Source organism: Chryseobacterium sp. X308, assembly GCF_020733145.1.
GTDB lineage: Bacteria > Bacteroidota > Bacteroidia > Flavobacteriales > Weeksellaceae > Chryseobacterium > Chryseobacterium cupriresistens.
This window is the reverse complement of the sequence record NZ_JAJFZH010000001.1, coordinates 546577-568693: the sequence shown is the minus strand read 5'-3', so window position 1 is coordinate 568693 and position 22117 is coordinate 546577. Positions and strand designations below refer to the sequence as shown.

Annotated in this window: 26 protein-coding genes; 9 read left to right on the top strand and 17 right to left on the bottom strand. The window is 37.2% G+C overall.

The features are described from left to right. Nucleotides 1-4: 4 nt before the first annotated feature. The gene (locus LIV57_RS02570) at nt 5-562 is read right to left on the bottom strand and encodes a hypothetical protein (RefSeq protein ID WP_227941289.1); all 558 of its coding nucleotides are present in this window, start codon (nt 560-562) and stop codon (nt 5-7) included. Between the two features lie 6 nt (nt 563-568). Next, nucleotides 569-2365, bottom strand: a complete 1797-nt coding sequence (locus LIV57_RS02565) for a DUF885 domain-containing protein (protein WP_227941288.1) — start codon at nt 2363-2365, stop codon at nt 569-571. A gap of 168 nt (nt 2366-2533) precedes the next feature. Between LIV57_RS02565 and LIV57_RS02560 the strand changes: the two genes are divergently transcribed. The 4 genes from LIV57_RS02560 to LIV57_RS02545 all read left to right on the top strand — a co-directional run bounded on the left by LIV57_RS02560 (nt 2534) and on the right by LIV57_RS02545 (nt 5207). Continuing rightward, on the top strand, nt 2534-2995 hold the full coding sequence (locus tag LIV57_RS02560) for a hypothetical protein (protein WP_110009008.1): 462 nt from the start codon (nt 2534-2536) through the stop codon (nt 2993-2995). A gap of 170 nt (nt 2996-3165) precedes the next feature. Beyond that, complete coding sequence (locus LIV57_RS02555; protein ID WP_047426580.1) at nt 3166-3870, top strand: MotA/TolQ/ExbB proton channel family protein; 705 nt, start codon at nt 3166-3168, stop codon at nt 3868-3870. A gap of 12 nt (nt 3871-3882) precedes the next feature. Then, nucleotides 3883-4281 (top strand): ExbD/TolR family protein, encoded by a 399-nt coding sequence (locus tag LIV57_RS02550; protein ID WP_227941287.1) that lies wholly within the window; start codon nt 3883-3885, stop codon nt 4279-4281. 35 nt (nt 4282-4316) lie between these two features. Next, on the top strand, nt 4317-5207 hold the full coding sequence (locus LIV57_RS02545; RefSeq protein ID WP_227941286.1) for a ferric siderophore ABC transporter substrate-binding protein: 891 nt from the start codon (nt 4317-4319) through the stop codon (nt 5205-5207). A gap of 15 nt (nt 5208-5222) precedes the next feature. On the opposite strand, the gene LIV57_RS02540 is transcribed toward LIV57_RS02545, so the two are convergent. From LIV57_RS02540 to LIV57_RS02500, 9 genes are all read right to left on the bottom strand, one after another. Beyond that, nucleotides 5223-5615 (bottom strand): hypothetical protein, encoded by a 393-nt coding sequence (locus LIV57_RS02540; RefSeq protein ID WP_227941285.1) that lies wholly within the window; start codon nt 5613-5615, stop codon nt 5223-5225. A gap of 65 nt (nt 5616-5680) precedes the next feature. Next, nucleotides 5681-7084 (bottom strand): nucleoside recognition domain-containing protein, encoded by a 1404-nt coding sequence (locus tag LIV57_RS02535; RefSeq protein WP_227941284.1) that lies wholly within the window; start codon nt 7082-7084, stop codon nt 5681-5683. Nucleotides 7085-7352: 268 nt separating this feature from the next. Next, nucleotides 7353-7862, bottom strand: a complete 510-nt coding sequence (locus LIV57_RS02530) for a DUF6973 domain-containing protein (RefSeq protein WP_227941283.1) — start codon at nt 7860-7862, stop codon at nt 7353-7355. A gap of 54 nt (nt 7863-7916) precedes the next feature. Beyond that, complete coding sequence (accD, locus tag LIV57_RS02525) at nt 7917-8771, bottom strand: acetyl-CoA carboxylase, carboxyltransferase subunit beta (RefSeq protein WP_002982142.1); 855 nt, start codon at nt 8769-8771, stop codon at nt 7917-7919. Between the two features lie 89 nt (nt 8772-8860). After that, nucleotides 8861-9931, bottom strand: a complete 1071-nt coding sequence (gene fbaA, locus LIV57_RS02520; protein WP_137904522.1) for a class II fructose-bisphosphate aldolase — start codon at nt 9929-9931, stop codon at nt 8861-8863. A gap of 71 nt (nt 9932-10002) precedes the next feature. After that, entirely contained in the window at nt 10003-10869 is an 867-nt protein-coding gene (locus LIV57_RS02515; RefSeq protein WP_110009016.1) for an NAD kinase, read from the bottom strand. A gap of 1 nt (nt 10870) precedes the next feature. After that, nucleotides 10871-11524: a CBS domain-containing protein gene (locus LIV57_RS02510; protein WP_110009017.1), complete on the bottom strand. Its 654-nt coding sequence runs from the start codon at nt 11522-11524 to the stop codon at nt 10871-10873. A 187-nt stretch (nt 11525-11711) separates the two neighbouring features. Next, nucleotides 11712-12242 (bottom strand): RNA methyltransferase, encoded by a 531-nt coding sequence (locus LIV57_RS02505; protein WP_110009018.1) that lies wholly within the window; start codon nt 12240-12242, stop codon nt 11712-11714. Nucleotides 12243-12247: 5 nt separating this feature from the next. Continuing rightward, complete coding sequence (locus tag LIV57_RS02500; protein WP_227941282.1) at nt 12248-12868, bottom strand: toxin-antitoxin system YwqK family antitoxin; 621 nt, start codon at nt 12866-12868, stop codon at nt 12248-12250. Between the two features lie 55 nt (nt 12869-12923). Here LIV57_RS02500 and LIV57_RS02495 point away from each other — a divergent pair, with 55 nt between their 5' ends. Continuing rightward, on the top strand, nt 12924-13523 hold the full coding sequence (locus LIV57_RS02495; protein WP_227941281.1) for a hypothetical protein: 600 nt from the start codon (nt 12924-12926) through the stop codon (nt 13521-13523). Nucleotides 13524-13535: 12 nt separating this feature from the next. On the opposite strand, the gene LIV57_RS02490 is transcribed toward LIV57_RS02495, so the two are convergent. Next, nucleotides 13536-14414 (bottom strand): bestrophin family protein, encoded by an 879-nt coding sequence (locus LIV57_RS02490; protein ID WP_110009020.1) that lies wholly within the window; start codon nt 14412-14414, stop codon nt 13536-13538. Nucleotides 14415-14676: 262 nt separating this feature from the next. Here LIV57_RS02490 and LIV57_RS02485 point away from each other — a divergent pair, with 262 nt between their 5' ends. Continuing rightward, on the top strand, nt 14677-15555 hold the full coding sequence (locus LIV57_RS02485) for a cupin-like domain-containing protein (protein WP_227941280.1): 879 nt from the start codon (nt 14677-14679) through the stop codon (nt 15553-15555). 137 nt (nt 15556-15692) lie between these two features. Here LIV57_RS02485 and LIV57_RS02480 read toward each other — a convergent pair whose 3' ends face one another. Then, nucleotides 15693-16223 (bottom strand): GNAT family N-acetyltransferase, encoded by a 531-nt coding sequence (locus LIV57_RS02480; protein ID WP_227941279.1) that lies wholly within the window; start codon nt 16221-16223, stop codon nt 15693-15695. 126 nt (nt 16224-16349) lie between these two features. Here LIV57_RS02480 and mutS point away from each other — a divergent pair, with 126 nt between their 5' ends. Continuing rightward, nucleotides 16350-18941 (top strand): DNA mismatch repair protein MutS, encoded by a 2592-nt coding sequence (gene mutS, locus LIV57_RS02475; RefSeq protein ID WP_227941278.1) that lies wholly within the window; start codon nt 16350-16352, stop codon nt 18939-18941. A 220-nt stretch (nt 18942-19161) separates the two neighbouring features. Here the strand turns inward: mutS and LIV57_RS02470 are convergent, their stop codons facing one another. From LIV57_RS02470 to LIV57_RS02455, 4 genes are all read right to left on the bottom strand, one after another. Then, on the bottom strand, nt 19162-19329 hold the full coding sequence (locus LIV57_RS02470) for a bacteriocin (protein ID WP_202842062.1): 168 nt from the start codon (nt 19327-19329) through the stop codon (nt 19162-19164). A gap of 154 nt (nt 19330-19483) precedes the next feature. After that, a complete protein-coding gene (locus LIV57_RS02465) occupies nt 19484-19642 on the bottom strand; it encodes a hypothetical protein (protein ID WP_162800871.1) in 159 nt (52 codons plus the stop codon). A 42-nt stretch (nt 19643-19684) separates the two neighbouring features. Continuing rightward, nucleotides 19685-19846: a hypothetical protein gene (locus LIV57_RS02460; RefSeq protein WP_171006249.1), complete on the bottom strand. Its 162-nt coding sequence runs from the start codon at nt 19844-19846 to the stop codon at nt 19685-19687. Nucleotides 19847-19967: 121 nt separating this feature from the next. Beyond that, complete coding sequence (locus LIV57_RS02455) at nt 19968-20813, bottom strand: hypothetical protein (RefSeq protein WP_227941277.1); 846 nt, start codon at nt 20811-20813, stop codon at nt 19968-19970. A 135-nt stretch (nt 20814-20948) separates the two neighbouring features. Here LIV57_RS02455 and LIV57_RS02450 point away from each other — a divergent pair, with 135 nt between their 5' ends. Next, the gene (locus LIV57_RS02450; protein ID WP_227941276.1) at nt 20949-21434 is read left to right on the top strand and encodes a TlpA family protein disulfide reductase; all 486 of its coding nucleotides are present in this window, start codon (nt 20949-20951) and stop codon (nt 21432-21434) included. A gap of 13 nt (nt 21435-21447) precedes the next feature. Further along, nucleotides 21448-22104, top strand: coding sequence for a thioredoxin family protein (locus tag LIV57_RS02445; protein ID WP_227941275.1), 657 nt, complete (start codon nt 21448-21450; stop codon nt 22102-22104). Nucleotides 22105-22117: the final 13 nt, after the last annotated feature.

Sequence of the window (22117 nt, the reverse complement as noted above, 5' to 3'; positions counted from 1 at the left end):
GTTATTATTGTATTATGGTTTTAAAATATCCTTTAAAGTGTTTGTCAACCAAACTGTCAATATTGCATTTGTAATCTATAAAGCCATAAATGCTGTCATTTGTTGCGAATTTATGGCTGTTAAGAATTAATTTTTGACTACAAACTTCAGATTTTATGAATTTTTCTTCCTTTTTTAAGGTTTTAGGATCAATATTTCTGATGTAAAATTGATTATTAAAAACTTTAATCAAAATGCCATTTCCAAAATATCCATTATTGTTATTCAATTTGATAGTAAGAGTGTCATTCAGGTATTGAGCTTTACATTTATAATCATTGAATAAAAACGTTCCCTTACGAAAGCCATCCGAATAACTTGCAGTTTGAACAATATATGCTGTTCTTGTTTTGCTTTCAACAACTTCACTATTATAAAGCTTCAGTTCCGGATATTTTGAGAGAACTAGAATACTATCATGGTTAGGTAAGCTACTATCAACAGTTAAATTCCCAAAATTCTGCTCTTTTTGACAACTCAAAGCCATCAATAAAATACCTGAAAAAAACAAAAATAGTTTCATAAGAAACTATTTTTGTTTTTGAGCCCAAAGCTCCATTTTTCTGTTCAGAACGTCCAGCGGAAGACATCCCTGGCTTAAAACTTCATCATGGAAGCTTGCCAGATTGAATTTGTTTCCCAATTCTTTCTGATATTTTTCTCTCAGCTCACGGATTCTTAAAGACCCTATTTTGTAGCCTAAGGCCTGACCTGGCATCGCCATATATCTTTCCACTTCTGCAGTGGCCGATGCTTCATCATAAGAAATGTTGCTTAAGAAATATCTGATCGCTTCTTCTCTTGACATTTTTCCGGTATGAAGTCCCGTATCTACTACAAGTCTTACCGCTCTCAGCATCTGATCGCTTAAATATCCCATCTTCTGGTAAGGATCAGTATATAAACCGAATTCAGGGCCTAATGTTTCACAATAATGAGCCCATCCTTCACCATATGCTCCCAACCATCCGAATCTCATGAATTTAGGAAGCCTTGTATTTTCCTGCTGAAGAGAAACCTGATAGTGATGCCCCGGAATCGCCTCATGAAGGAAAAGAGATTCCATTCCCGAAGTAACATTAAATTGGGTAGGGTCAGGAAGCGGAACATAAAATATACCTGCTCTTTTTCCATCCGGAGTTCCCGGCATATATTCTGCGCTGGCACTTGCCTCTCTGAATTTCTCAGTCTGTCTGATCTCAAACTTTGTTTTTGGCGTTACATTAAACATTGTTTTCAGCTTCGGAGTGATTTTCGTTAAGATCCCGTTGAATGCATTTAAAACTTCCTTAGATGTTTTAAAAGTCATTGCCTTTGGATCCGTCTTAACAAAGGTGATAAATTCTTCCAGAGATCCGGTAAAACCTACCTGCTGTTTTACTTTCTCCATTTCTGCGCGAAGCATTGCGACCTGTTGAAGCCCGATCTTATTGATCTCTTCAGGTGATTTCTTCGTGGTAGTCCAGCTTTTTACATAATAGTTGTAGATCTCATTGCCGTTAGGAAGGCTGTTATATCCATCCGTATCTCTTGCTTTTGGCAGGTATTCTTTTTCTAAAAATGTTCCCATTTTAGTATAAGCCGGGATGATTTTTTTCGTAATAGCATCTTTGTAAAGTGCTGAGAATTTTTCTTTCTGAGCCTCTGTAAAGTTTTTAGGGAAATTTTTAATAGGTCCGTAGAAAATATTCTTTTCCATATCGGAAGTAGTGATTTCCTCAGCTTTCATTTGAGGAATCATTTTGATAACCAGTTTTTTTGGAAGCACTATTTTATTGTTGATTCCCTCACGGAAGTTGTCCGCAGCAGCATTCATCCACTCCGGAAATTTTTCCATTCTTTTCAGCCAGTCACTATAGTCCTTTTCGGTTTTAAAAGGCTGATTGCCCTGTCCGCTTCCATACAATGGGAAAGTAAGCGGCAGCCCTCCGAACTGAGTGAAAGGAATATATTCCGGATGATAGGCATAGCCCTCAATTTTATCTTTTAAAGTATAATCCAACACATCATATACCACTTTATCCTCATCAGAAAGACTTTTGTAATCTACATGTTCCAGCTGTTTCTGTACAGAATTGTAGAACGCTACCTCTCCTGAGATAAAATCTTTATCAATATTGATAGGAAGCTGGTCGTTATATCTTGTATCTCCCTGTGCTGTAGCATCTAAAGGATATAACTTAAGATATTGCTCATAATAGTTCGAAGCGATAGAATCCAGGTTGCTGGGTGTCACTTTTGTAAGGGGAGAATCCGATTTTTTGCAGGAAGCAAGACCAATCATCAACCCTAATCCCAGAATACTTTTTGATAAAATGTTTTTCATCTCACAATCTTTATGAAAACAAAAGTAAGTATTATTGGGATATTCATGCTTATTGAATGCATTGATTTTAAAAAATTATTTTCAAAATCCTTTTAACTTTGAATCAATTTTTTATCTTTGTCTAAAACGTTTAACAATCATATTATTACAGTTCTTTTTTAAGAAAAAATGAAAGGGATTTTAAAAATTTACCATCCGGACGAAACGCTAAAATACAATATCAGAAATACTTATTGTAAGGCCGTTTACAGCAACCAGCAACATTTTTTAGAGGTTGAAGTGATTACGGATGACAGTTTGGATCACGTGGACGATGATTCATTACAGTACAACTTTCCGCAGCTTTCACTTGAAGTTTTTGATTTTCCTATCGAATCGGCGGAAATAGAAGGGAAGACCATCATCATCAATGACTCTGATGAAGAAACCTATACAGAAGTAGACCTTTTTGATGATGAAGATGCCTATATCTATGATAATGAGCTTCTTTTTGAAAAAAATGAAGAAGGGGAGCTTCAGGTTATCTGGAAAGGAACTATTGATGATTTCTATACCGGATCAGATACACCGATCCCTTTTAGATTAAAATGCGAATTTAAACAAGATGATATTGAGGTAGAAGAAGATTAACCGAACTTCTGCCTTTTTAACTGTACATTTCTTTTCAAATTATTTTTGGAAAGAAATTTGCTGTTTGTAAAATGGTAACAAATTTTAAGTTGTTTTTAAGCAATTTTTAAGAGTTCAATTCATAATATTCTCCTACATTTGTCGTTGAAATTTAATAAAATTTACATTTAATGCTGTTAACGGAACTTTCTCAGATTTTATTCGCACAAATCGCTACCCCTGCAGTTGCTGCAGACAACTTGGAGTTCTCATTCTGGAAAATCATGTTCCATGGAGGAGCTTTCGCTAAAATAGTGATGGTCACTGTATTACTATTGGGAGTGTTTTCTCTATACCTGTTTTTTGAAAGGTTTTTCTTTATCAAAAGGCTGACATCAAAAACAGATTCCAACTTCATGAACAATATCGAAGACTTCATCAAGGCCGGAAAAATAGAGGCAGCAGCAGATTACTGCAAAACCCAGAACTCTCCGGAAGGAAGAATTTTAGAAAAAGGAATTTCAAGATTAGGACGTCCCGTTTCTGATATTGTAAGTGCTATGGAATCACAGGCGCAGGTAGAGGTTGCCAATATGGAAAAAAACCTGAACCTTTTGGCTGTCGTACCGAGTATCGCACCAATGCTGGGACTTTTAGGTACGGTTATCGGGATGATTATTGCTTTCTTTAATCTATCACACGCAACAGGATCATTCTCTCCAAAAACACTTTCAGAAGGTATTTATACCGCTTTAGGGCAGACCGCTGTAGGTTTGGCTGTAGCGATTCCTGCCAACTTCTGTTATAATATTCTACTGACAAGAATTGATAAATTTGTCCTGAAAGCCCAGAATATGTCAGGAGAATTTTTAGACCTTATCAACAAACCTTTATAAATCTTTCTTACGATGAAAATTCAAAGAAGAAATAAAGCGAATCCGGAATTCAGTTTAGCAGCGATGACAGACGTTATCCTGTTGATGCTGATTTTCTTTATGATTACCTCTTCGGCGGCGAATCAAAGCGCCATCGATGTGAATCTTCCGAAAGCCGGAGCAGTTGATGATAATATTCCCAACCCTTTAACGATAAGCATCAAGCCGGACGGTTCATTTTTTGTAGATGATAATCCTGCGAATAAAGGAGAACTAGAGCAAATTATTGTAGATAAATTAGCCAGCCAGACCAATAAATCATTTACGATCAGAGCTGATGAAAACACATTGCATAAAGATGTTGTTTTTGTGATGGAAATTGCTGAGAAACATAAATTTAATATTGCTATTGCAACCGTTAAAGACAAATAACATATCCGGATTTCCGGAAAGAATTACGTTTTAAGATGAAAAGCTATACAGCAAACAGAAACGAAGAAAATAAAGACAGAGTAAAGAGCGCACTGCTTTCTATTCTGATCTGGGCTGCTATTCTGCTTTTTGTTTTTTTATATAAATTAAAACCTGAACTGGATAAAGATCCTGAAGTGGTTACTACCATGCTGGTAAACTTTGGAGATAACAGAAACGGAAAAGGGATTGAAGAACCTGCCGAACAGCCGGGAAGCCTTGCCGCTGCAACTGAAGAAGTGACACCCGAGCCTGCAGAAACTCCGGTTCCGGAAACAAAAACAGTTATAAAACCAGAGCCAGTACCAACTCCGGAGCCAAAGAAAACAGAGGTTAAAGAGAAGGTTATTACAGGAAACAATTCAAAAACAACCGTTCCTAAAAAAGAGGAATCTAAAAAAGCTGAGAAAAAAGAAGCAACCAGCACAAGTGCTTCTAAAAATACTAAAAAATCCGGAGCGACCACTGCCAATTCAAAAACAGGAAATGGGGACGGAAAAGGAACCGCAGCCATAGGCAACCTGATTAAAGGAAGAGGAACTAAAGCCGGAAGCCAGGGAACCGGTGATGGTATCGGAAATGCGGGAGATCCTTTAGGTGGTGATGGAAATGGTGACAGTAAAGTAGGAATCGACAGAAAATTGGTTGGTTATATTCCGGGAACAATGGGAAGAGGCGGAGCGCAGCCATCACACAGTTGTACAGCAAGCGGATCGATTACCATTGCTTACACCGTAGATAAAGCAGGAAATGTAGTGTCTGCAAGAAGAGCCGGCGGGATTTCAGATCCTTGTGTTTCATCCACATCTGTGGCCTGGGTTAAGAAATATGTAAAGGCTGAGAAAGCCAATACATCTTCAACAGGAACTTATAAAATTACTTTCTAACAATACAAAAGCACTTTATTCAAGTGCTTTTTTCAATTCATTTATTCTGTTGATGACCGGAAGGGCAAAAATACCGCTGGTCTGAAGATAAAGCTCGTAGAATGTTTTTGCTTTATCCTGAAAATCTTTGTTATGATCGTGTCTGCTGTTAAAGTAGAATAGATTTCCCAGCATTTCATAATAATCTTTATGATCTCTTTCCTGCCTTTCATTGACGATGGCAATCATTTCTTCCTTGGTTTTAGAAGCAACCTCTGTGAAGTTCATTTTGAAAATATCTCTCATCAACGTATCAAAATCCAGTTCTTTCTGCATTAAACTTTCTTCAGGTTTGTCCAGAATCAATTTTTCCAATGCCTGGGTTAATTGGCGGATGAGTCTTAATGTGAATTCTTTATCTGTGATCATAATGGATTTAAAGTTTTAAGTTTAATGTTTAAAGTTAATAGCATTGTTCAACCAGAATCTTTTCATTATGCGAAAAATAAATAGGCCAACGCAATAGCTGTGATAACGCCGACTAAATCGGCCAGAAGCATGGCAATTACCGTGTATCTTGTATTCTTAACGGCTACGGCGCCAAAATATACTGCAATCACGTAGAACGTCGTATCTGAGCTTCCCTGAAGTACAGCTGCCAATTTCCCCTGGAAACTATCAGCTCCAAATGTTGTCATCGTATCCACCATCATTCCTCTGGCTCCTGACCCGGATAAAGGTTTAATTAAAGCAGTTGGAAGTCCATCCACAAATCTAGGATCCATATTGGCAACGTTGGCAACCCATTTCATCCCGTCAATAATCACATCAAATACACCGGAAGTTCTTAATAACGAAATTGCAATTAACATCCCAACGAGATAAGGAATAATCTTAACACAGGTGGTGAACCCTTCTTTTGCGCCTTCAATAAAGGCATCAAAAACGTTGATCTTTTTATAAACGGCTCCTAATACAATCGCAAGGAAGATAAAGAGAATCAGACCATTGCTTAATACTTTACTGAAATCATCCAGCTCATCTTTACTCAATTGTACAAGATACAGTACCAAAAGGGCAATAATAGCCGAAATTCCGCCTACATAAGCGATCACTACCGGACGGAGAAGATTGATTTTCTGGTATAAAGAAACAATAATCATCGCAGCCAGTGTAGCGGCAAAAGTGGCAATCATACATGGCAGGAAAATATCTGTAGGGGTTTTAGATCCCATAGAAGCTCGGATGGCAATAATTGACACGGGAATTAAGGTCATACCTCCGGCATGAAGGCACAGAAACATGATCTGTGAATTACTGGCAGTATCTTTATTGGGATTTAAAGTCTGAAGGCTTTCCATGGCTTTTAAACCAAAAGGAGTCGCAGCATTGTCTAATCCCAAGAGATTCGCGCTGAAGTTCATCAGCATGTGTCCAAATGCAGGATGGTTTTTTGGAATTTCCGGAAATAATTTGGAGAAAAAGGGCTGAATCAAACGGCTTAGAAGATTGATGCCGCCTGCTTTTTCAGCAATGCTCATGAATCCCATAAATAAAGTCATGATTCCGATAAGACCAAGACAGATCTTTACGGCTGTTTCTGAAGTTCCAATAACTCCATCGGCTTCCTGAACACGATAAACATTTACATTTTGTTTTAAAGAATCAGTTTTATAATGAATTCTGCTGTCTGCAAAATCATTCTTTTTCATCAGGCTGTCTCTTACAATAGGAGAGAGGCTGCTCATAGGTTGTGATGCAATCTTTACTGTATCACCTCCTTTTCCCACCACCATATCATTGAAAATGGTTTTGTAGTTACCTGACGAAACGTATTTTATACTGGCAATGGCAATGGCAATGATAATGAAAGCCGACCAAATTCTGCTGAGAACCATCTGATTGATTTAATTGTTTAAACTTATCAAAAATACTTTAAACCACAAAAATAACTAAAGTCTTTTGTTATTCCGGTGCCAAAGAGAACTAATGATGGCTTCTAATCTTAAAATCTATTGTTAACGCAATGCACGCAAAGGCGTTAGTACTAAGCAAAGAGAACTTCATTCATGGAACATAGCTGAATGAAATGCCATAGCGGACGGAAATGCATAAAGTCTTTAAATTTTCCTTGCGATCTTTAGCGTTTAAAATAAAATGATTTATTTACTCCTTCAGGTAAACAAGATGACCTTCAAAATCATCATCCAAATTTTTCAGAATTTTAGCATCATCCATTTTTTTGATTAATGCATCTACAAAGAAGCTTTTTTCAAAAAACTGGCGGTGAATTCCCGGTAAAATTTCCATGAAATAATCCATTCCGATTTTGTTGTTATGGAGATCCATTTTGGTTTCCAAAGGCTCATTCGGGAAAAGCTCTTCATGCATATCTGTTATTCTTTTGCAGAAATCAAGTGCTTTTTTCGGAGAAGAAATTTTACAACAGTACATCATAATGAAGCAGCACCAAAGCGCATGTCTGAAGGCGTTTCCAATTCCATTGTTGGAGGCTGTATCAGGGAATTTTTTCTGTGCAATGGAAAACGCTTTTACTGTTGCATAAAAACTCAGTAAAGCGAAAAGAGGATGGGGAAGGATCAGTGATAAAAGACGCATAATCTTTTTAAAACTCATGCTTCTGATGGTATTGAAAAATATCTTAAAAGTCCTCATAAATAAAAATCTCTCCCTAATTAGAGAGAGATTGTATTGTTTTTGTTACAGATACTATGCTTTTACAGCTAATAAATTAACTGTTTTGGCAACAGTATCCTGAATTTCAGTTCTTTTTACGATGAAATCTACAAATCCTTTTTCCTGTAAGAATTCTGATGTCTGGAATCCTTCCGGTAGATCTCTACCAATCGTTTCACGGATTACTCTTGGTCCTGCGAAACCAATCAGTGCTCCCGGTTCTGCCATGATGATATCAGCGGTCATTGCGAAAGAAGCAGTGATTCCTCCGAATGTAGGGTCGCAAAGGTAAGCGATGTATAAAAGTCCTGCTTCAGAAAGCTGAGCTAATTTAGCCTGAACTTTTGCCAGCTGCATTAAAGAGTAAGTGGCTTCCTGCATTCTTGCTCCTCCGGACTGACAGATAATCATATACGGAAGTTTGTGTGCAATACAGTAATCTACTGCTCTTCTGATCTTTTCTCCCATTACAGAACCCAAAGATCCACCGATGAAAGCAAAATCCATACATGAAACTACCATTTCAGTTCCTTTTACAGTTCCTACAGCGTTTCTGATAGAGTCTGTAAGCTTTGTTTTAGCTTTTACTTCTTTCAAACGGTCTTTATAAGGCTTTGTATCTTTGAAGTTTAAGATATCAATACTTTCAACATTGGCATCCAGTTCGGTAAATTTACCACCGTCAAAAAGGATGTCAAAAAATTCTGCACTTCCTATTCTTACATGAAATCCGTCTTCAGGAGAAACATAGTTATTTCTCTTTAGTTCATCATGTTCCACTACTTTTCCGGATGGAGTCTGATGCCAAAGGCCTTTGGGAACGTCTTTTTTCTCATCAGTAGAAGTGGTAATGTTTTTTGCTTTTCTTTTAAACCAGTCGAATGCCATTTTTGCTTGTATTAATGTATAAATGTAAAAAGTACCAATGTAAATGCATTTCTATGAATACTTTTTACATTGGTACAAATGTACAGTTCTTATTTTAAAGTATCTACGTTATTTAAATCTTCAAATGCTTTCACCAATCTTGCAGAGAATGTGTCCTCACCTTTTCTTACCCAAACTCTTGGGTCATAGAATTTTTTGTTAGGTTTTTCTTCTCCTTCAGGGTTTCCGATCTGAGCTCTTAAATAATCAATATTGTTTACCATATAATCTCTGATACCTTCTGTGTATGCAAACTGAAGGTCAGTATCGATGTTCATTTTGATAACTCCGTAGTCGATAGCCTCTCTGATCTCTTCTAATGTAGATCCTGAACCTCCGTGGAATACAAAGTTGATAGGTTTTGCAGCTGTTCCGAATTTTTCCTGAACATATTTCTGAGAATTGTCAAGGATTTTCGGCGTAAGAACTACGTTACCTGGTTTGTAAACTCCGTGTACGTTACCGAAAGCAGCAGCGATTGTGAAGTTATCAGAAATAGCTTTTAATTTTTCATAAGTATAAGCTACGTCTTCAGGCTGAGTATATAATTTTGAGTTATCAACGTCTGAGTTGTCAACACCATCTTCTTCACCTCCTGTTACCCCGATTTCTACTTCAAGAGTCATCTGAAGCTTAGCCATTCTTTCGAAATATTTAGCAGAAATTTCAAGATTTTCTTCTAAAGACTCTTCAGAAAGGTCCAACATGTGAGAAGAGTAAAGAGATTTTCCTGTCTGCTTGAAGAATTCTTCGTTAGCATCCATCAATCCATCAATCCAAGGAAGTAATTTCTTTGCACAGTGGTCTGTGTGTAGAATTACCGTTGCTCCGTAAGCTTCTGCAAGAGTGTGAATATGTTTTGCTCCAGCAATTGCTCCTAAGATTGCAGACTTTTGTCCGTCATTGCTTAATCCTTTCCCTGCATTGAAAGCAGCTCCTCCATTTGAAAACTGAATAATTACAGGAGCGTTTAATTTCGCTGCAGTTTCCATCGTAGCGTTTACGTTGCTTGATCCAATTACGTTTACTGCAGGTAATGCAAATTTGTTTTCTTTAGCATACTGAAAGATATCAGTAACTAACTGACCTGTGGCAACTCCTGCCGGAAAAATTCTGCTCATGTTTTACTTTTTATTATAAATTTTATTAGGTGTTTTAATTTCGTGTAAAGGTAATCATTTTTAAGAAATTACTAGTTTCTTTTATCTCTGCCCCAAAGGAGCTTCTGACGGATGGTTTCATAGAAACTCAAACTGTTGGGCTGCACCAGAAGAAGCTGGAATTTTGCCTTTTTAATGATGATTTCCTTGTCGGTTTCTATATGTATCAGTCGGGAGTCTAAAGAAAGAGAGTATTGTGGTACACGGCTTTCCACCCTGAATTTTATTTCTACTTTATCATTCACAACCAACGGCCTCACATTCAGATTGTGAGGAGCAATAGGAGTAATGACAAAATTTTCATTATTGGGAGAAATGATAGGGCCTCCGCAGCTCAGAGAGTAGGCGGTAGAACCTGTAGGTGTTGAAATGATCACGCCGTCACCCCAGAATACATTCAAAAATTCGTCATTGATATATGAGTCAACGGTAATCATGGATGTTGTTTCTTTTCGGGAAACGGTAACGTCGTTTAATGCGTAAGGAAAAACTCCCTCCAGTTTTGGAGAAACCACTTCAATGACAGAACGGCGGCTTGTTTTTACATTTCCTTTTAAGATGGAATCCAGTTCCTTAAAGGCTTCTTCTTTTGTGAAAAAAGCTAAAAATCCAAGTCTTCCTGTATTCACTCCTACCACCGGAATTTCAAGATCCTCAATAAAGGTTAAAGAATTTACAATCGTTCCGTCTCCACCAAAAGTGAAAAACAGATCCACTTCCTTATCCAGAAGATCCTGTTTGGAATTGAATGTTTCGAATATTTTTGAAAACTGAAGTGCTTCAGCCATTTCATCATACAGAACAGATTTTACATCTCTTGCTTCAAGTTCAGAGATAAACTTACTTAAATATAGAAAAGTATCAAGATCCTTTTTCTGAGAGTATATGGCTGCCTTCATGTTATATTTCTATGAATTTTTGTAAAAAACCATAACGGTCTTTAAACAGATCGGTTTTCTCATCAGAATAATATTTTTCAACGATTCTGTAGTCATACCGGTCAAAAGTAGCGTCTATCGAGGCCAGATTTTCATTGCTGATCTTTATGGTGACCTGAACTACCTCTTCAGACATAAAGCTTATAAACCCTCCGTAAAACTTCGAATTGTTGCTTTCCACAATGTTGGTAATTTCCGTCATAGAATATTTTCTGGCCGGAGTTTCTACGGTAAGAATAGCCCCTGTTTCTGAAAATAAAGGATAACGGGAAAGGTCCTGAAAAACATCTTCACAGGTAATATACCCAAGATATTTCTCATTTTTATTAATCACCGGAATCACATTGCTGCTGAAGGTATAAAACAGACGGATACTGTCCATAATATTATTGTCCTCCAGAATGGCAAAACGTTCAATCTGGTGTTCCAGATCCTTCAGTGTTCCGCCATCTTCCTCATACAGGAAATCCATGGCAAGAGCTCCGTAGAAGTGATGGGATTTTTTGATGAAAACATGGGAATATCCAAAGTCTTCCAACATATTTCTGGCCGACTCTATAGAGTCAGACAGGCTAAAACACGGAAAGTCTTTTGAGATATAGTCCTTGATAAACATTGTGCTAATTTATAAAAAATTAAATGAAACTTTTTCTGAAAACACGACTTTTTTTAAGATGAAACAAAAAAAGTGCCGTCAAAATTTGTTTGTAAAAAAAAATAAAGTACCTTTGTCGCCTTTCATTTTTACTTTTTATTAGATTTATTTCAAACTGCACTGTCTACTAAGGACATATGCAGTTTTTTTATTTTAATGCTTTTGCAAATTCCCACATCACAATTCCGGCACATACACTTACATTAAGAGAATGCTTTGTTCCAAGCTGAGGAATTTCTAAAAATACATCAATATTCGGAAGTACTTCATCACTGATTCCTTCCACTTCGTTTCCTAAGATCAAAGCATATTTTTTCGATCTGTCGATCGTGAAATCAGTAATAAGCCGGCTTCCTGTAGTCTGCTCAATCCCGATGATTTCGTATCCTTTGCTTTTCAGATCAGCAATCGCGTTATTGGTATCTGCGTCATGAGACCAGTCTACACTTTCCGTGGCTCCCAATGCCGCTTTATGAATCTCCCGATGGGGCGGCTGCGGTGTAATTCCGCAAAGGATTATTTTTTCAATTAAAAACGCATCTGCCGTTCTGAAAGCTGCACCTACATTGTGCATACTTCTGATATTATCTAAAATGATGACCAACGGAATTTTTTCAACCTTCTTAAATGTTTCTACATCTATTCTGTTAAGTTCTTCCAGTTTTAGTTTCTGTACCAATTGTATTATTTTGTTGAGATTAATTTTCCGTCTTTATAGACCTCTGTTTTTTCTATGCTTCCGTCTTCACGGTAATGAACTCTGTTGCCGTTTCTTTTATCGTTGGCAAGTTCAGTTTCACGCTGTAATTTTCCAGATGGATAAAAAACTTTCCACTTTCCGGTAGCCAGCCCGTTGTCATAATGGCCAATATCTTTTATTGATTTTCCATCTTCATGAAAGGTCTTGCTTTCACCCTGTAATTTATTGAATTTATAATTGGAAATTTCAGTTATTTTACCTGCAGGAGAATAAAAAGTGGCGGTAAGACTGTTATCATAAATATTCTTCTCCCCATTTCTGAAAACTTCTTTGGAAGTGAGAACTCCATTTTTATCAAAATACGACCATTCTTTTACTTTGTATCCTTTTTTATATTCTCCTTTCGACTGCACTTTTCCGTTATCATAATAAAAAACAGCATCGCCATCCAGTTTCCCTTTTTTCCATTCCACGGTATTTTTTACCTGGCCATTGTCATAAAATTCTTTACAGGCCCCTTCCTGTAATCCGTCTTTATATCCACAAGGTTTCTGTGCCGTGATCAGGACAGAAGTGGAAAAAAACAATAGAAATAGGTGCTTCATAGCTATTTTTAATTCAAAAATAGTAAAATACTTATATTTGACTCAAAAATATACTATGAAAAAATTATTCACATTATTCATATTAATATGGGGATTTATTTACCTGAGTGCACAAAATACTTATTATCCTCAAGCTTTTTTTGATAAAAAGCTCGCAAGAGACATGCTTGGATTTGGAAACTCTACCATTGAAGGAGTGGCTTCTACCAAACAAAAAAACAACTGGGGAATCAAACCGTTACTTGGAGAAAAGCATTATGCTCCCAAAGGTACGGTTGTCATGCTTTTTCCTGTTACTCCTTATTTTGAGGAATTTTATAACATGAGAAAGAAATATGAAAATAAAAAAACCACCGTATATATGTCAGAAGAGGCTTTTAAATACAGAGTGGAAGCTTTAACCGATGACCATGGGAGATTTAAATTTGAAAAACTCAAACCCGGTAAATATTATCTTGAAACCATTGTCAACTTTACGGCAACGGCAAGTTACCAGCAGCAGACAGGAACCTCAGATGCTTATAACGGCTATGGAGCCTATCTGTATTCCACTCCTATATACAGCACATTTTTCTACGGATATTCTGCTGCCAACAGGGAAAGCAAATTTGTAGAGATAAAACAGGACGGCGAACTTAAAGAAATCAAGCTTTAAAAGCTTGATTTTTTATTTTCTGATCATAATCTGCTGTACATTTTTCTCAATATTCTGTGCTAAGGTTTCCATAGGAATATCATTTTCATCATTATTGAACGGGTCTTCAATTTCTTCTGCAATAAGCTCCAGACTCATCAAAACATAATACACAAAAACAGTAAGCGGAATCATAAAAAGCCCTATTGTAATAACGTAAGCAATAGGCAGCGCAAAAACATACAGAATAATAAACTTCTTGATGAAAGAAGAATAGGAGTAAGGGATCGGAGTATTTTTGATTCTTTCACAACCTCCGCATACATCCAGAAATCCGGAAAGCTGGGTGTCTAAGTACAGCATTTCAACTTCAGAAACTTTTCCTTCTTTTTTTAATTGATTCAGTTTATGGCTTAACAGAATAACAATTTCACTTGGTCCATGGTTTTTCAACGAGCTTTCAATTTCAGAATAATCTTCATCCAAAGCCAGCCTTGTAGATTCCTTGGAAAGATGTTTGGCTAAAAAGTGCGGGAAATATTTTAAATATCTGGCAATCTGCTCAGCATCCTGGCGGTTGTCACCAAGAATCGTATTGATTTTTATCGCAAAGTTTCTCGTGTCATTCACCAGTTTTCCCCAAAGTTTTCGACCTTCCCACCATCTGTCATAGGCCGTATTCGTTCTGAAAACCAACAAAAGTGAAAGCACAAAACCCAGCAGAGAATGGATCATACCTACATTGCTCACTCCTGATTTTGTGGTAAGGTGCAGATACTCAACTTCCAGATACTGAATTCCCCATGAATACAGCCCTACAAGAACCATACTCGGAAAAAGAATTTTTAAAGTATCACTTTTGTGTAAGCTGAAAAGGATTTTAATGAAATGTTTGGTATTGTAGACTCTCATAAATTCACTTATTACTACAAATATAAATTTTTCATATGAGCTCTGCCAATAAAGTAAGGAAGTGTGAAGCAGGAAGAGGGAAGTTATTGAAGCCGAAGAGAGGTCTATGTCATTTGATAAAATGTTTTTATGAAATGATGTATAGGCGTTTACAGACAAATATTAACTTCCAGCATCCATCCTCAGCTTCCCTCGCTTTTAATCTAAATTTTCTCAGGTTTCAAAAAAACACTATTTTTATTTCGCATTAAATACAAAGTACATGATCCTCGAAAACGTAGATATTGTAGATGATATCAGTAAAGAAGATTTTCAGAAAAATTATTTTAAAAAGCAGAAACCTCTTTTAATTAAGAATTTTGCCAGCCGATGGGAGGCTTTTGACAAATGGAATCTTGCCTATATTAAAGAAAAGGCAGGAGATCAGGAAGTTCCGCTGTATGATAACAAACCGGCTGATGCTGCAAAAAGTTCTGATGCTCCGGTGACCCGGATGAAAATGAAGGACTATATTGATACCATCAAAAGCAAACCTTCAGATCTGCGAATTTTTTTCTATATCATTACAGACAGGCTTCCCGAGTTACTGAAAAATTTCACCTATCCTGATCTTGGAATAAAGTTCTTTAAAAGACTGCCGACTTTATTTTTCGGTGGAAGTGAGGCGCATGTTTTAATGCATTACGATGTGGATTTAGGTGATTTTATGCATATCCATTTTGAAGGAAAGAAAAGGATTTTATTATTTGACCAGAAGCAGTCACCCTTTTTATATAAAGTTCCTTTATCCGTTCATACCATTTACGAGGTTGACTATGAAAATCCTGATTATGAGAAGTTTCCGGCATTAAAATATGCCAAAGGATACGAAATCTTCATGGAGCATGGTGATGCTCTTTTTATTCCCGGGGCATTCTGGCACTTCAACAGATATCTTGAACCTGGGTTTTCCCTTTCTTTAAGAGCGCTTCCCAATAAACCCAATGTCTTTGCCAGTATGCTGTACCATGTCTTCATTATGAGGTATACAGATAAGCTGATGCGAAAACTTTTCAAAGCTAAATGGGTGAATTACAAGCAGAAATGGGCCTATAAGAAAAGTTCGGAGGCTTTGGAGGGATATATGAAAGCAGGAAAATAAAATGGGCTGGAAGAGGGAGGCTGGAAGCTGGAAGACTCTTTACAGCTTAGTATTAATGGATTTCATTTTTATTTAAAAGATAATGATTACCTAAATGACCAATTGAAACTTCCATCTCCCAGCTTCGTGCTTCCAGCTTATTTATTAATAAGGCCGAAGATGGTTGCGTCTACGAATTTCCCTTTTTCAAAGAAATAATCTTTCAACGTTCCTTCTTTACTGAAATTTAAAGAAGATAACAGCCTTTCGGAAGAAATATTCGAAGGATCTATGAACGCGTCCACACGGTGAAGCCTCATGGTTTCAAATCCATAGGTCAGAATCGGAAGAATCGCTTCTTTCATATAGGATTGCTGCCAGAATTTAGGATTGAGTTCATAACCAATTTCAGCCCGGAAATGTTCTTTGTACCAGTTGTGATAGCCGCAGGTTCCAATAACTTTTCCATTGGATTTCAGTTCCAGAGCCCATCTGAAACCTTTTCCTTTTTCGAATTCACTGTTAAAATGCTGGATAATGCGCCGGGAATCATCTTCGGTTTTGAAGGTTTCCAGGTCATAATATTCCATAACTTCATCCAGAGAAAAGTATTCAAACAGGTCCTGGGTATCATTAAAAGTAAGCTGGCGCAAAGTAAGCCTTTCAGTCTCTAAGACAGGAAATTCCATAAATAATGTGATTTGACAGGCGAAAAGTACGATTAATTACTGATAAAGAAAAGTCGGGAAGATTAACCCTTAAACAATTCTATTACCCTGAATTTATTTTTTTAAATTTGGGGCTCATTTTTTACTATGGCAAAAACGAAGAAGGAAACTCCATTAATGACTCAGTATAATACCATCAAGGGTAAGTATCCGGATGCGCTTTTACTTTTCAGAGTGGGAGACTTTTATGAAACTTTTGGGCAGGATGCCGTGAAAACATCCCAGATTCTGGGTATTGTTCTTACCAAAAGAAACAATGGAGAAGGCAGTGTAGAGCTTGCAGGATTTCCGCATCACTCAATAGATTCTTATCTTCCCAAGCTGGTAAGAGCCGGGATGAGGGTTGCAATCTGTGATCAGCTGGAAGACCCTAAAATGGTGAAAGGAATTGTAAAACGTGGTGTTACTGAATTAGTTACACCGGGCGTTACTTTCAATGATCAGGTTTTGAATTCCAAAAAGAACAACTTCCTTCTTTCATTACACAAGGAAAAAGAGAAGTACGGAATTGCTTTAGTGGATATCTCCACAGGAGAGTTTCTGGTAAGCGAAGGAAACCTGGAAAAGCTTTTGCACATTATCAATACTTTTGATCCGAGTGAGATTATTTTCCAGAGAAGCACACAGATTCCGGAGCAGATCAAAAATAAAAATGCTTTTAAGCTTGAAGACTGGGCTTTCCAATATAATTTTGCCTATGAAAAATTAACCAATCACTTTAAAACCAATTCTTTAAAAGGTTTTGGAGTGGAAGGTCTTCCGCTGGCCATTACAGCAGCAGGAGCTATTTTTGCGTATCTTGTAGAAGATACCCATCATAATCTGCTGGCCCATATTACGAAACTGCAGATCATTCCTCAGGAAGATTATCTGATGATGGATAATTTTACCCTGAGAAACCTTGAAATTGTTTATCCAAGCAATCCGCAGGGGAAATCTCTGCTGGATATCATTGATAAAACATCTACTCCCATGGGAGGAAGATTGTTGAGAAGAAGAATTATTCTTCCTTTAAAATCGGTGGATGAGATTATGAGGAGACTTTCCCTGATTGATTTCTTAAACGAAAATGATCCTCTGAAATATGAAATCTGCCAGCTTCTGAAATCAATTTCAGATCTTGACAGATTAATGGGAAAATTGGCCGCAGAGAAAATTTCACCTAAAGAACTTGGGTATTTACGCCAAAGTTTAATTAATATCCATAAAATCAAAGCGTTATTGCATCTTCATGCAGATGTGCTGGCGTGGTTAGAGCCTTTATTTGATCTGGAAGAATTGATTAAATTCCTGCAGAATCATCTTAATGAAGAACTTCCGGTAAGTATTGCCAAAGGAAATATCATTAAGGAAGGGGTTTCTGAAGAGCTGGACAGACTGAGAAGCCTTCAGAGCAAAGGACGGGGTTTCTTAGATGAAATGTGCCAGAGAGAGATTGAAAGAACAGGAATTACCAGCCTTAAAATTGATTTTAATAATGTGTTCGGATACTATATTGAAGTTCGGAACACTCATAAAGATAAAGTTCCTGATGACTGGGTAAGGAAGCAGACTTTAGTAAATGCTGAAAGATATATTACCGAAGAATTAAAGGAATATGAAAACCAGATTCTTGGTGCCGAAGAAAAAATAGGCGTTCTGGAAACATCACTGTACAGAAATGTATGTGGAGAAACAATGATTTACATTGATCAGATTCAAGGGAATTCCAATATCATTGCCCAGCTTGATGTGGCAGCGGGATTGTCTGAACTTGCTGTATCTGAGAGTTATACAAAGCCCGTTTTGAATGACGGTTATGCTATCGATTTAAAAGAAGCAAGACACCCGATCATTGAAAATGCACTTCCGTTAGGAGAAAAATATATCCCGAATGATATCTTCCTAGATAAGGATTCGCAGCAGATTATTATGGTAACCGGACCGAACATGGCCGGTAAATCGGCAATTCTGCGTCAGACCGCTATTGTATGTCTTTTGGCACAGATTGGAAGTTTTGTCCCTGCAAAACATGCGGAGATCGGGATGCTGGATAAAATCTTTACAAGGGTAGGAGCTACCGATAATATTTCTGCCGGAGAATCTACTTTCATGGTAGAAATGAACGAGGCAGCCAATATTCTGAACAATATTTCAGAACGAAGCCTGATCTTATTAGATGAAATCGGCCGTGGAACTTCTACTTATGACGGAGTTTCTATTGCATGGGCGATTGCAGAATATCTTCATCAGCATCCAACGCAGGCAAAAACATTATTTGCTACGCACTATCACGAATTGAACGAAATGACCGTCAATTTCGAAAGGGTGAAAAATTTCCACGTTTCTATTCAGGAAAACAAAGGAAATATCATTTTCCTGAGAAAGCTTGTTCCGGGCGGAAGCGAACACAGTTTCGGTATCCACGTTGCAAAACTGGCCGGGATGCCTGCTAAAGTGGTAAACAGGGCCAATGAAATTCTTAAAACACTTGAAGCGAGCAGAACTCAGGGAAGTGGAAGTACTTCAGAAAGCATTAAAAGAGTGACAGAAGAAAATATGCAGCTTTCATTCTTCCAGCTCGATGATCCTGTTCTGGAGAATATTCGTGAAGAACTGACGAAAATAGATATCAATACGTTAACACCGATTGAAGCTTTAATGAAGCTGAATGCGATAAAAAAAATGATTGGAGGGTAATCCAATCATTTTTTTTAAATGCTAAAAGTCTGATTAGCAACAGTAACCGTCACTGCCCCTCGGGCCGATAATAAGGAAGTGGCTGACTCCTCTTAGTTTGCATAAACCTTCAGCGCAGGCAGCTGCCCCGCCGTTGATTTTCTTGAGCTCAGCTTTGTTGAGTTTCCTCGTTTTCAGGTTTGAATTTTTCATATTCCTTGTTTAAATAGTATAAACCTGGTTAACAACAAAATCCATCCTGCATGCCGGGAACTCCGTATCGCTCTTCTCCGGTATTCGGATCTGTGCAGCTTATTACTCTTGGGCAGATCGGTCTGTTGGCTCCTCCGCTGATCTCTTTCAGCTCATTTTTGCTAAGCTTTCTTTTCTGATTTTTTGAATTTTTCATAATAATTTTAATTTGGTAAAAGCTAATTTACAAGTTATTTTAATAGCTACAAAATATTGTGATTCAAATTGTTAACTTTTTGCAAAAGATTTCTCCTTCACAAAAAAAGATTGAGGCCGCACCTCAATCTTAGTATCTAACAAAGCTTTTGTTATTAACAGCAGTATCCGTTTCTTCCTACGGGCCCGATTACATATTCCCCGTCCCCTCTGTCGCAAAGTCCTTCCGGGCATACAACAGGTCCGTTACCTCCGTTAATTTCTTTCAGTTCGCTTTTTGTTAATTTTCTTTTCTGAGCGTTTGATTTTTTCATGATGATTTGATTAGGGTTATTGTTTTATTTAATTTGTATGCATTAACAGCAGAAACCGTCTTTTCCTACAAGACCCGGTACCGGTTCGACAGAGTCAGGCAGCATGCAGAATCCGCGCAGACACCTTGGAGAAAATGCTCCTCCGTTAATTCTTTTTAATTCACTTTTTGTAAGCTTTTTGGGCTGAATGTTTTGTTTTTTCATGGTAATTTAGTTTTTGATTCAAGCCAAATATACAAAACCATTCATATAATTCCATCAATTGTGATAAAATTAACATATGTGTTAATGAAAACAAAAAGAGCGCCTTAAGCGCTCCCTTGTATTATAAATGATTGTATTCGTAAGTGTTCATTTCACTATTTGTTACCCCAGTTCCTGTTTTATTATAGTATGTTTTGACATTCCTTGTAGGATATCCGCTGCTATTATACTCATAAACGCATTTAAAGATTCCCCATTCCCCACTTCCTGCTCCGTTGTTATAATTAAGAACATGATTATAACTTAGTATATTGTGTACGGATCCGTTTTCATCTTCCGTATCAATAATTTTTAAAAACCCTGTTATATTTTTAAAAGGGACATTTTTGGTATCATACACAATAGGTTGTAAAGCACCTGTTGCACTGTGAAAACCGCCTGTATTACTGGGTACTGATGCTGTTTCTGTCCAGCTGCTAAGAGAACCGTCGGCATTTAATGTGGCCGTTTTGCTGCCTGTTCTTACGGCTGAAGATCCGGTAAAGCTTGCTGTATACGTGATTTTTACACTATTACCGGAAAGATAGTTATAATTGGTTTCTACCGTAGAAATAGTTCCGGACGTAAGGTAAGTCTCACTGTATGTTTTTTTGCTCAATCTGCTGCTTCCATCATAAACATATGTTGTTTTATAGCTGGTACTTGAACCCGTTGTTACCTGCTGGGTAATCAGATCTCCTGAATAGCTGAAAGAGGTCACTTCACCATTGGTAATGTTTTTAATCTGGGAGATTTTTGAGCCATTGTAAGTATAGGTTGAGGTCTCTCCGTCAGCAACCATTTTTGTTACTAAAACCGGGCTGTTATCATTATTATTTTGATTGTTGTTGGATGAATCTGTATCATCATTGCTGCTTGAGCAGGATGCCAAAAAGAAAACTGGCAGCAGTAAATAAGCTTTTTTCATGGTTTTAATTTAAGCCGTAAAAATATCAAAAAAATGAATCAATGGACAAATAAATTATTCTTTTATAAGAAATTGATCCAATAGGTGAATTTTATTTTTGTATATTGATGATTTGTAGTTGTTTGTATTTTAAAAATGAAAAATATAGTAAAAATATTAGCCTTGTTTGTGTGCTGCTCGGTTTTCAAAGCCCAGCAGACGGAAGTTTCTGTCGTAAAATATGAAGACCTGGAGAAGCGTATTCAGCAGGAACATGATAAATTGCTTGTTGTGAACTTCTGGTCTACAACCTGCGGCCCATGTGTAAAAGAGCTGCCTCATTTTATGGAAGTAAATACTAAATATGCAGGTAATCAGATGTATAAGATGATTCTGGTTTCATTGGACAGGTCAGCTGATAAAGAAAGAGTAATTAAATTCATTAAAAATAAAAACCTTACTGCAGAAGTACTTCTGTTGGATGATATCAAGAGAATGAATACCTGGATTCCAAGGTTTGAAAAAGACTGGGACGGGAATATTCCGGTAACGCTGTTCTATAAAAACGGATCAAAAATCTATTTCAATGACGGTGAAATGAGCAAAGAAGATCTCGAAAAAACAATTAAAGAAAACCTGTAATAAATAATCGATTATGAAAAACCTGAAAATTGTAATGACCGCATTGGTCGTTGGGCTGGGATTACTGAACTTTACAACGAAAGATGATCATAAGACTACAGATAAGAGCGTGAATGTTTCATCTGTAAAAGGCTACGAAATAGGGGATGAAGCCACTGATTTTAAGCTTAAAAATATTGACGGGAAAATGGTTTCGTTAAGTGACTTCAAAAGCGCAAAGGGATTCATTGTTATATTCACCTGCAATCATTGCCCGTACGCAAAGAAATATGAAGACAGGATTATTGAGCTGGACAAAAAGTATAAAGCTCTGGGATATCCGGTCATTGCCATCAATCCGAATGATCCCAACGTACAGCCGGAAGACGGTTATGAGCAGATGATTGAAAGAGCGAGGGAGAAAGGATTTACTTTTCCTTATCTTGTCGATGAGGGACAGAAAATTTATCCGCAGTACGGAGCAACTAAGACGCCCCATGTCTTTGTACTGAAAAAAGAAAACGGAAAGAATATCGTAAAATACATTGGTGCTATCGACAATAATTATGATAACCCGGATGATGTATCGGAATATTATGCACAGGATGCAGTAAATGCTCTGATCAAGGGGGAAACGGTTAAAACATCTAAAACTGTAGCCATCGGATGTACAATCAAAGTAAAGAAATAATATATTTGTTCCC

What these genes read in the sequence shown, in the direction of transcription:
- LIV57_RS02570 (WP_227941289.1), bottom strand. Translation starts at nt 562, where the DNA reads ATGAAACTATTTTTGTTTTTTTCAGGTATTTTATTGATGGCTTTGAGT.
- LIV57_RS02565 (WP_227941288.1), bottom strand. Translation starts at nt 2,365, where the DNA reads ATGAAAAACATTTTATCAAAAAGTATTCTGGGATTAGGGTTGATGATT.
- LIV57_RS02560 (WP_110009008.1), top strand. Translation starts at nt 2,534, where the DNA reads ATGAAAGGGATTTTAAAAATTTACCATCCGGACGAAACGCTAAAATAC.
- LIV57_RS02555 (WP_047426580.1), top strand. Translation starts at nt 3,166, where the DNA reads ATGCTGTTAACGGAACTTTCTCAGATTTTATTCGCACAAATCGCTACC.
- LIV57_RS02550 (WP_227941287.1), top strand. Translation starts at nt 3,883, where the DNA reads ATGAAAATTCAAAGAAGAAATAAAGCGAATCCGGAATTCAGTTTAGCA.
- LIV57_RS02545 (WP_227941286.1), top strand. Translation starts at nt 4,317, where the DNA reads ATGAAAAGCTATACAGCAAACAGAAACGAAGAAAATAAAGACAGAGTA.
- LIV57_RS02540 (WP_227941285.1), bottom strand. Translation starts at nt 5,615, where the DNA reads ATGATCACAGATAAAGAATTCACATTAAGACTCATCCGCCAATTAACC.
- LIV57_RS02535 (WP_227941284.1), bottom strand. Translation starts at nt 7,084, where the DNA reads ATGGTTCTCAGCAGAATTTGGTCGGCTTTCATTATCATTGCCATTGCC.
- LIV57_RS02530 (WP_227941283.1), bottom strand. Translation starts at nt 7,862, where the DNA reads ATGAGGACTTTTAAGATATTTTTCAATACCATCAGAAGCATGAGTTTT.
- accD (WP_002982142.1), bottom strand. Translation starts at nt 8,771, where the DNA reads ATGGCATTCGACTGGTTTAAAAGAAAAGCAAAAAACATTACCACTTCT.
- fbaA (WP_137904522.1), bottom strand. Translation starts at nt 9,931, where the DNA reads ATGAGCAGAATTTTTCCGGCAGGAGTTGCCACAGGTCAGTTAGTTACT.
- LIV57_RS02515 (WP_110009016.1), bottom strand. Translation starts at nt 10,869, where the DNA reads ATGAAGGCAGCCATATACTCTCAGAAAAAGGATCTTGATACTTTTCTA.
- LIV57_RS02510 (WP_110009017.1), bottom strand. Translation starts at nt 11,524, where the DNA reads ATGTTTATCAAGGACTATATCTCAAAAGACTTTCCGTGTTTTAGCCTG.
- LIV57_RS02500 (WP_227941282.1), bottom strand. Translation starts at nt 12,868, where the DNA reads ATGAAGCACCTATTTCTATTGTTTTTTTCCACTTCTGTCCTGATCACG.
- LIV57_RS02495 (WP_227941281.1), top strand. Translation starts at nt 12,924, where the DNA reads ATGAAAAAATTATTCACATTATTCATATTAATATGGGGATTTATTTAC.
- LIV57_RS02490 (WP_110009020.1), bottom strand. Translation starts at nt 14,414, where the DNA reads ATGAGAGTCTACAATACCAAACATTTCATTAAAATCCTTTTCAGCTTA.
- LIV57_RS02485 (WP_227941280.1), top strand. Translation starts at nt 14,677, where the DNA reads ATGATCCTCGAAAACGTAGATATTGTAGATGATATCAGTAAAGAAGAT.
- LIV57_RS02480 (WP_227941279.1), bottom strand. Translation starts at nt 16,223, where the DNA reads ATGGAATTTCCTGTCTTAGAGACTGAAAGGCTTACTTTGCGCCAGCTT.
- mutS (WP_227941278.1), top strand. Translation starts at nt 16,350, where the DNA reads ATGGCAAAAACGAAGAAGGAAACTCCATTAATGACTCAGTATAATACC.
- LIV57_RS02470 (WP_202842062.1), bottom strand. Translation starts at nt 19,329, where the DNA reads ATGAAAAATTCAAAAAATCAGAAAAGAAAGCTTAGCAAAAATGAGCTG.
- LIV57_RS02465 (WP_162800871.1), bottom strand. Translation starts at nt 19,642, where the DNA reads ATGAAAAAATCAAACGCTCAGAAAAGAAAATTAACAAAAAGCGAACTG.
- LIV57_RS02460 (WP_171006249.1), bottom strand. Translation starts at nt 19,846, where the DNA reads ATGAAAAAACAAAACATTCAGCCCAAAAAGCTTACAAAAAGTGAATTA.
- LIV57_RS02455 (WP_227941277.1), bottom strand. Translation starts at nt 20,813, where the DNA reads ATGAAAAAAGCTTATTTACTGCTGCCAGTTTTCTTTTTGGCATCCTGC.
- LIV57_RS02450 (WP_227941276.1), top strand. Translation starts at nt 20,949, where the DNA reads ATGAAAAATATAGTAAAAATATTAGCCTTGTTTGTGTGCTGCTCGGTT.
- LIV57_RS02445 (WP_227941275.1), top strand. Translation starts at nt 21,448, where the DNA reads ATGAAAAACCTGAAAATTGTAATGACCGCATTGGTCGTTGGGCTGGGA.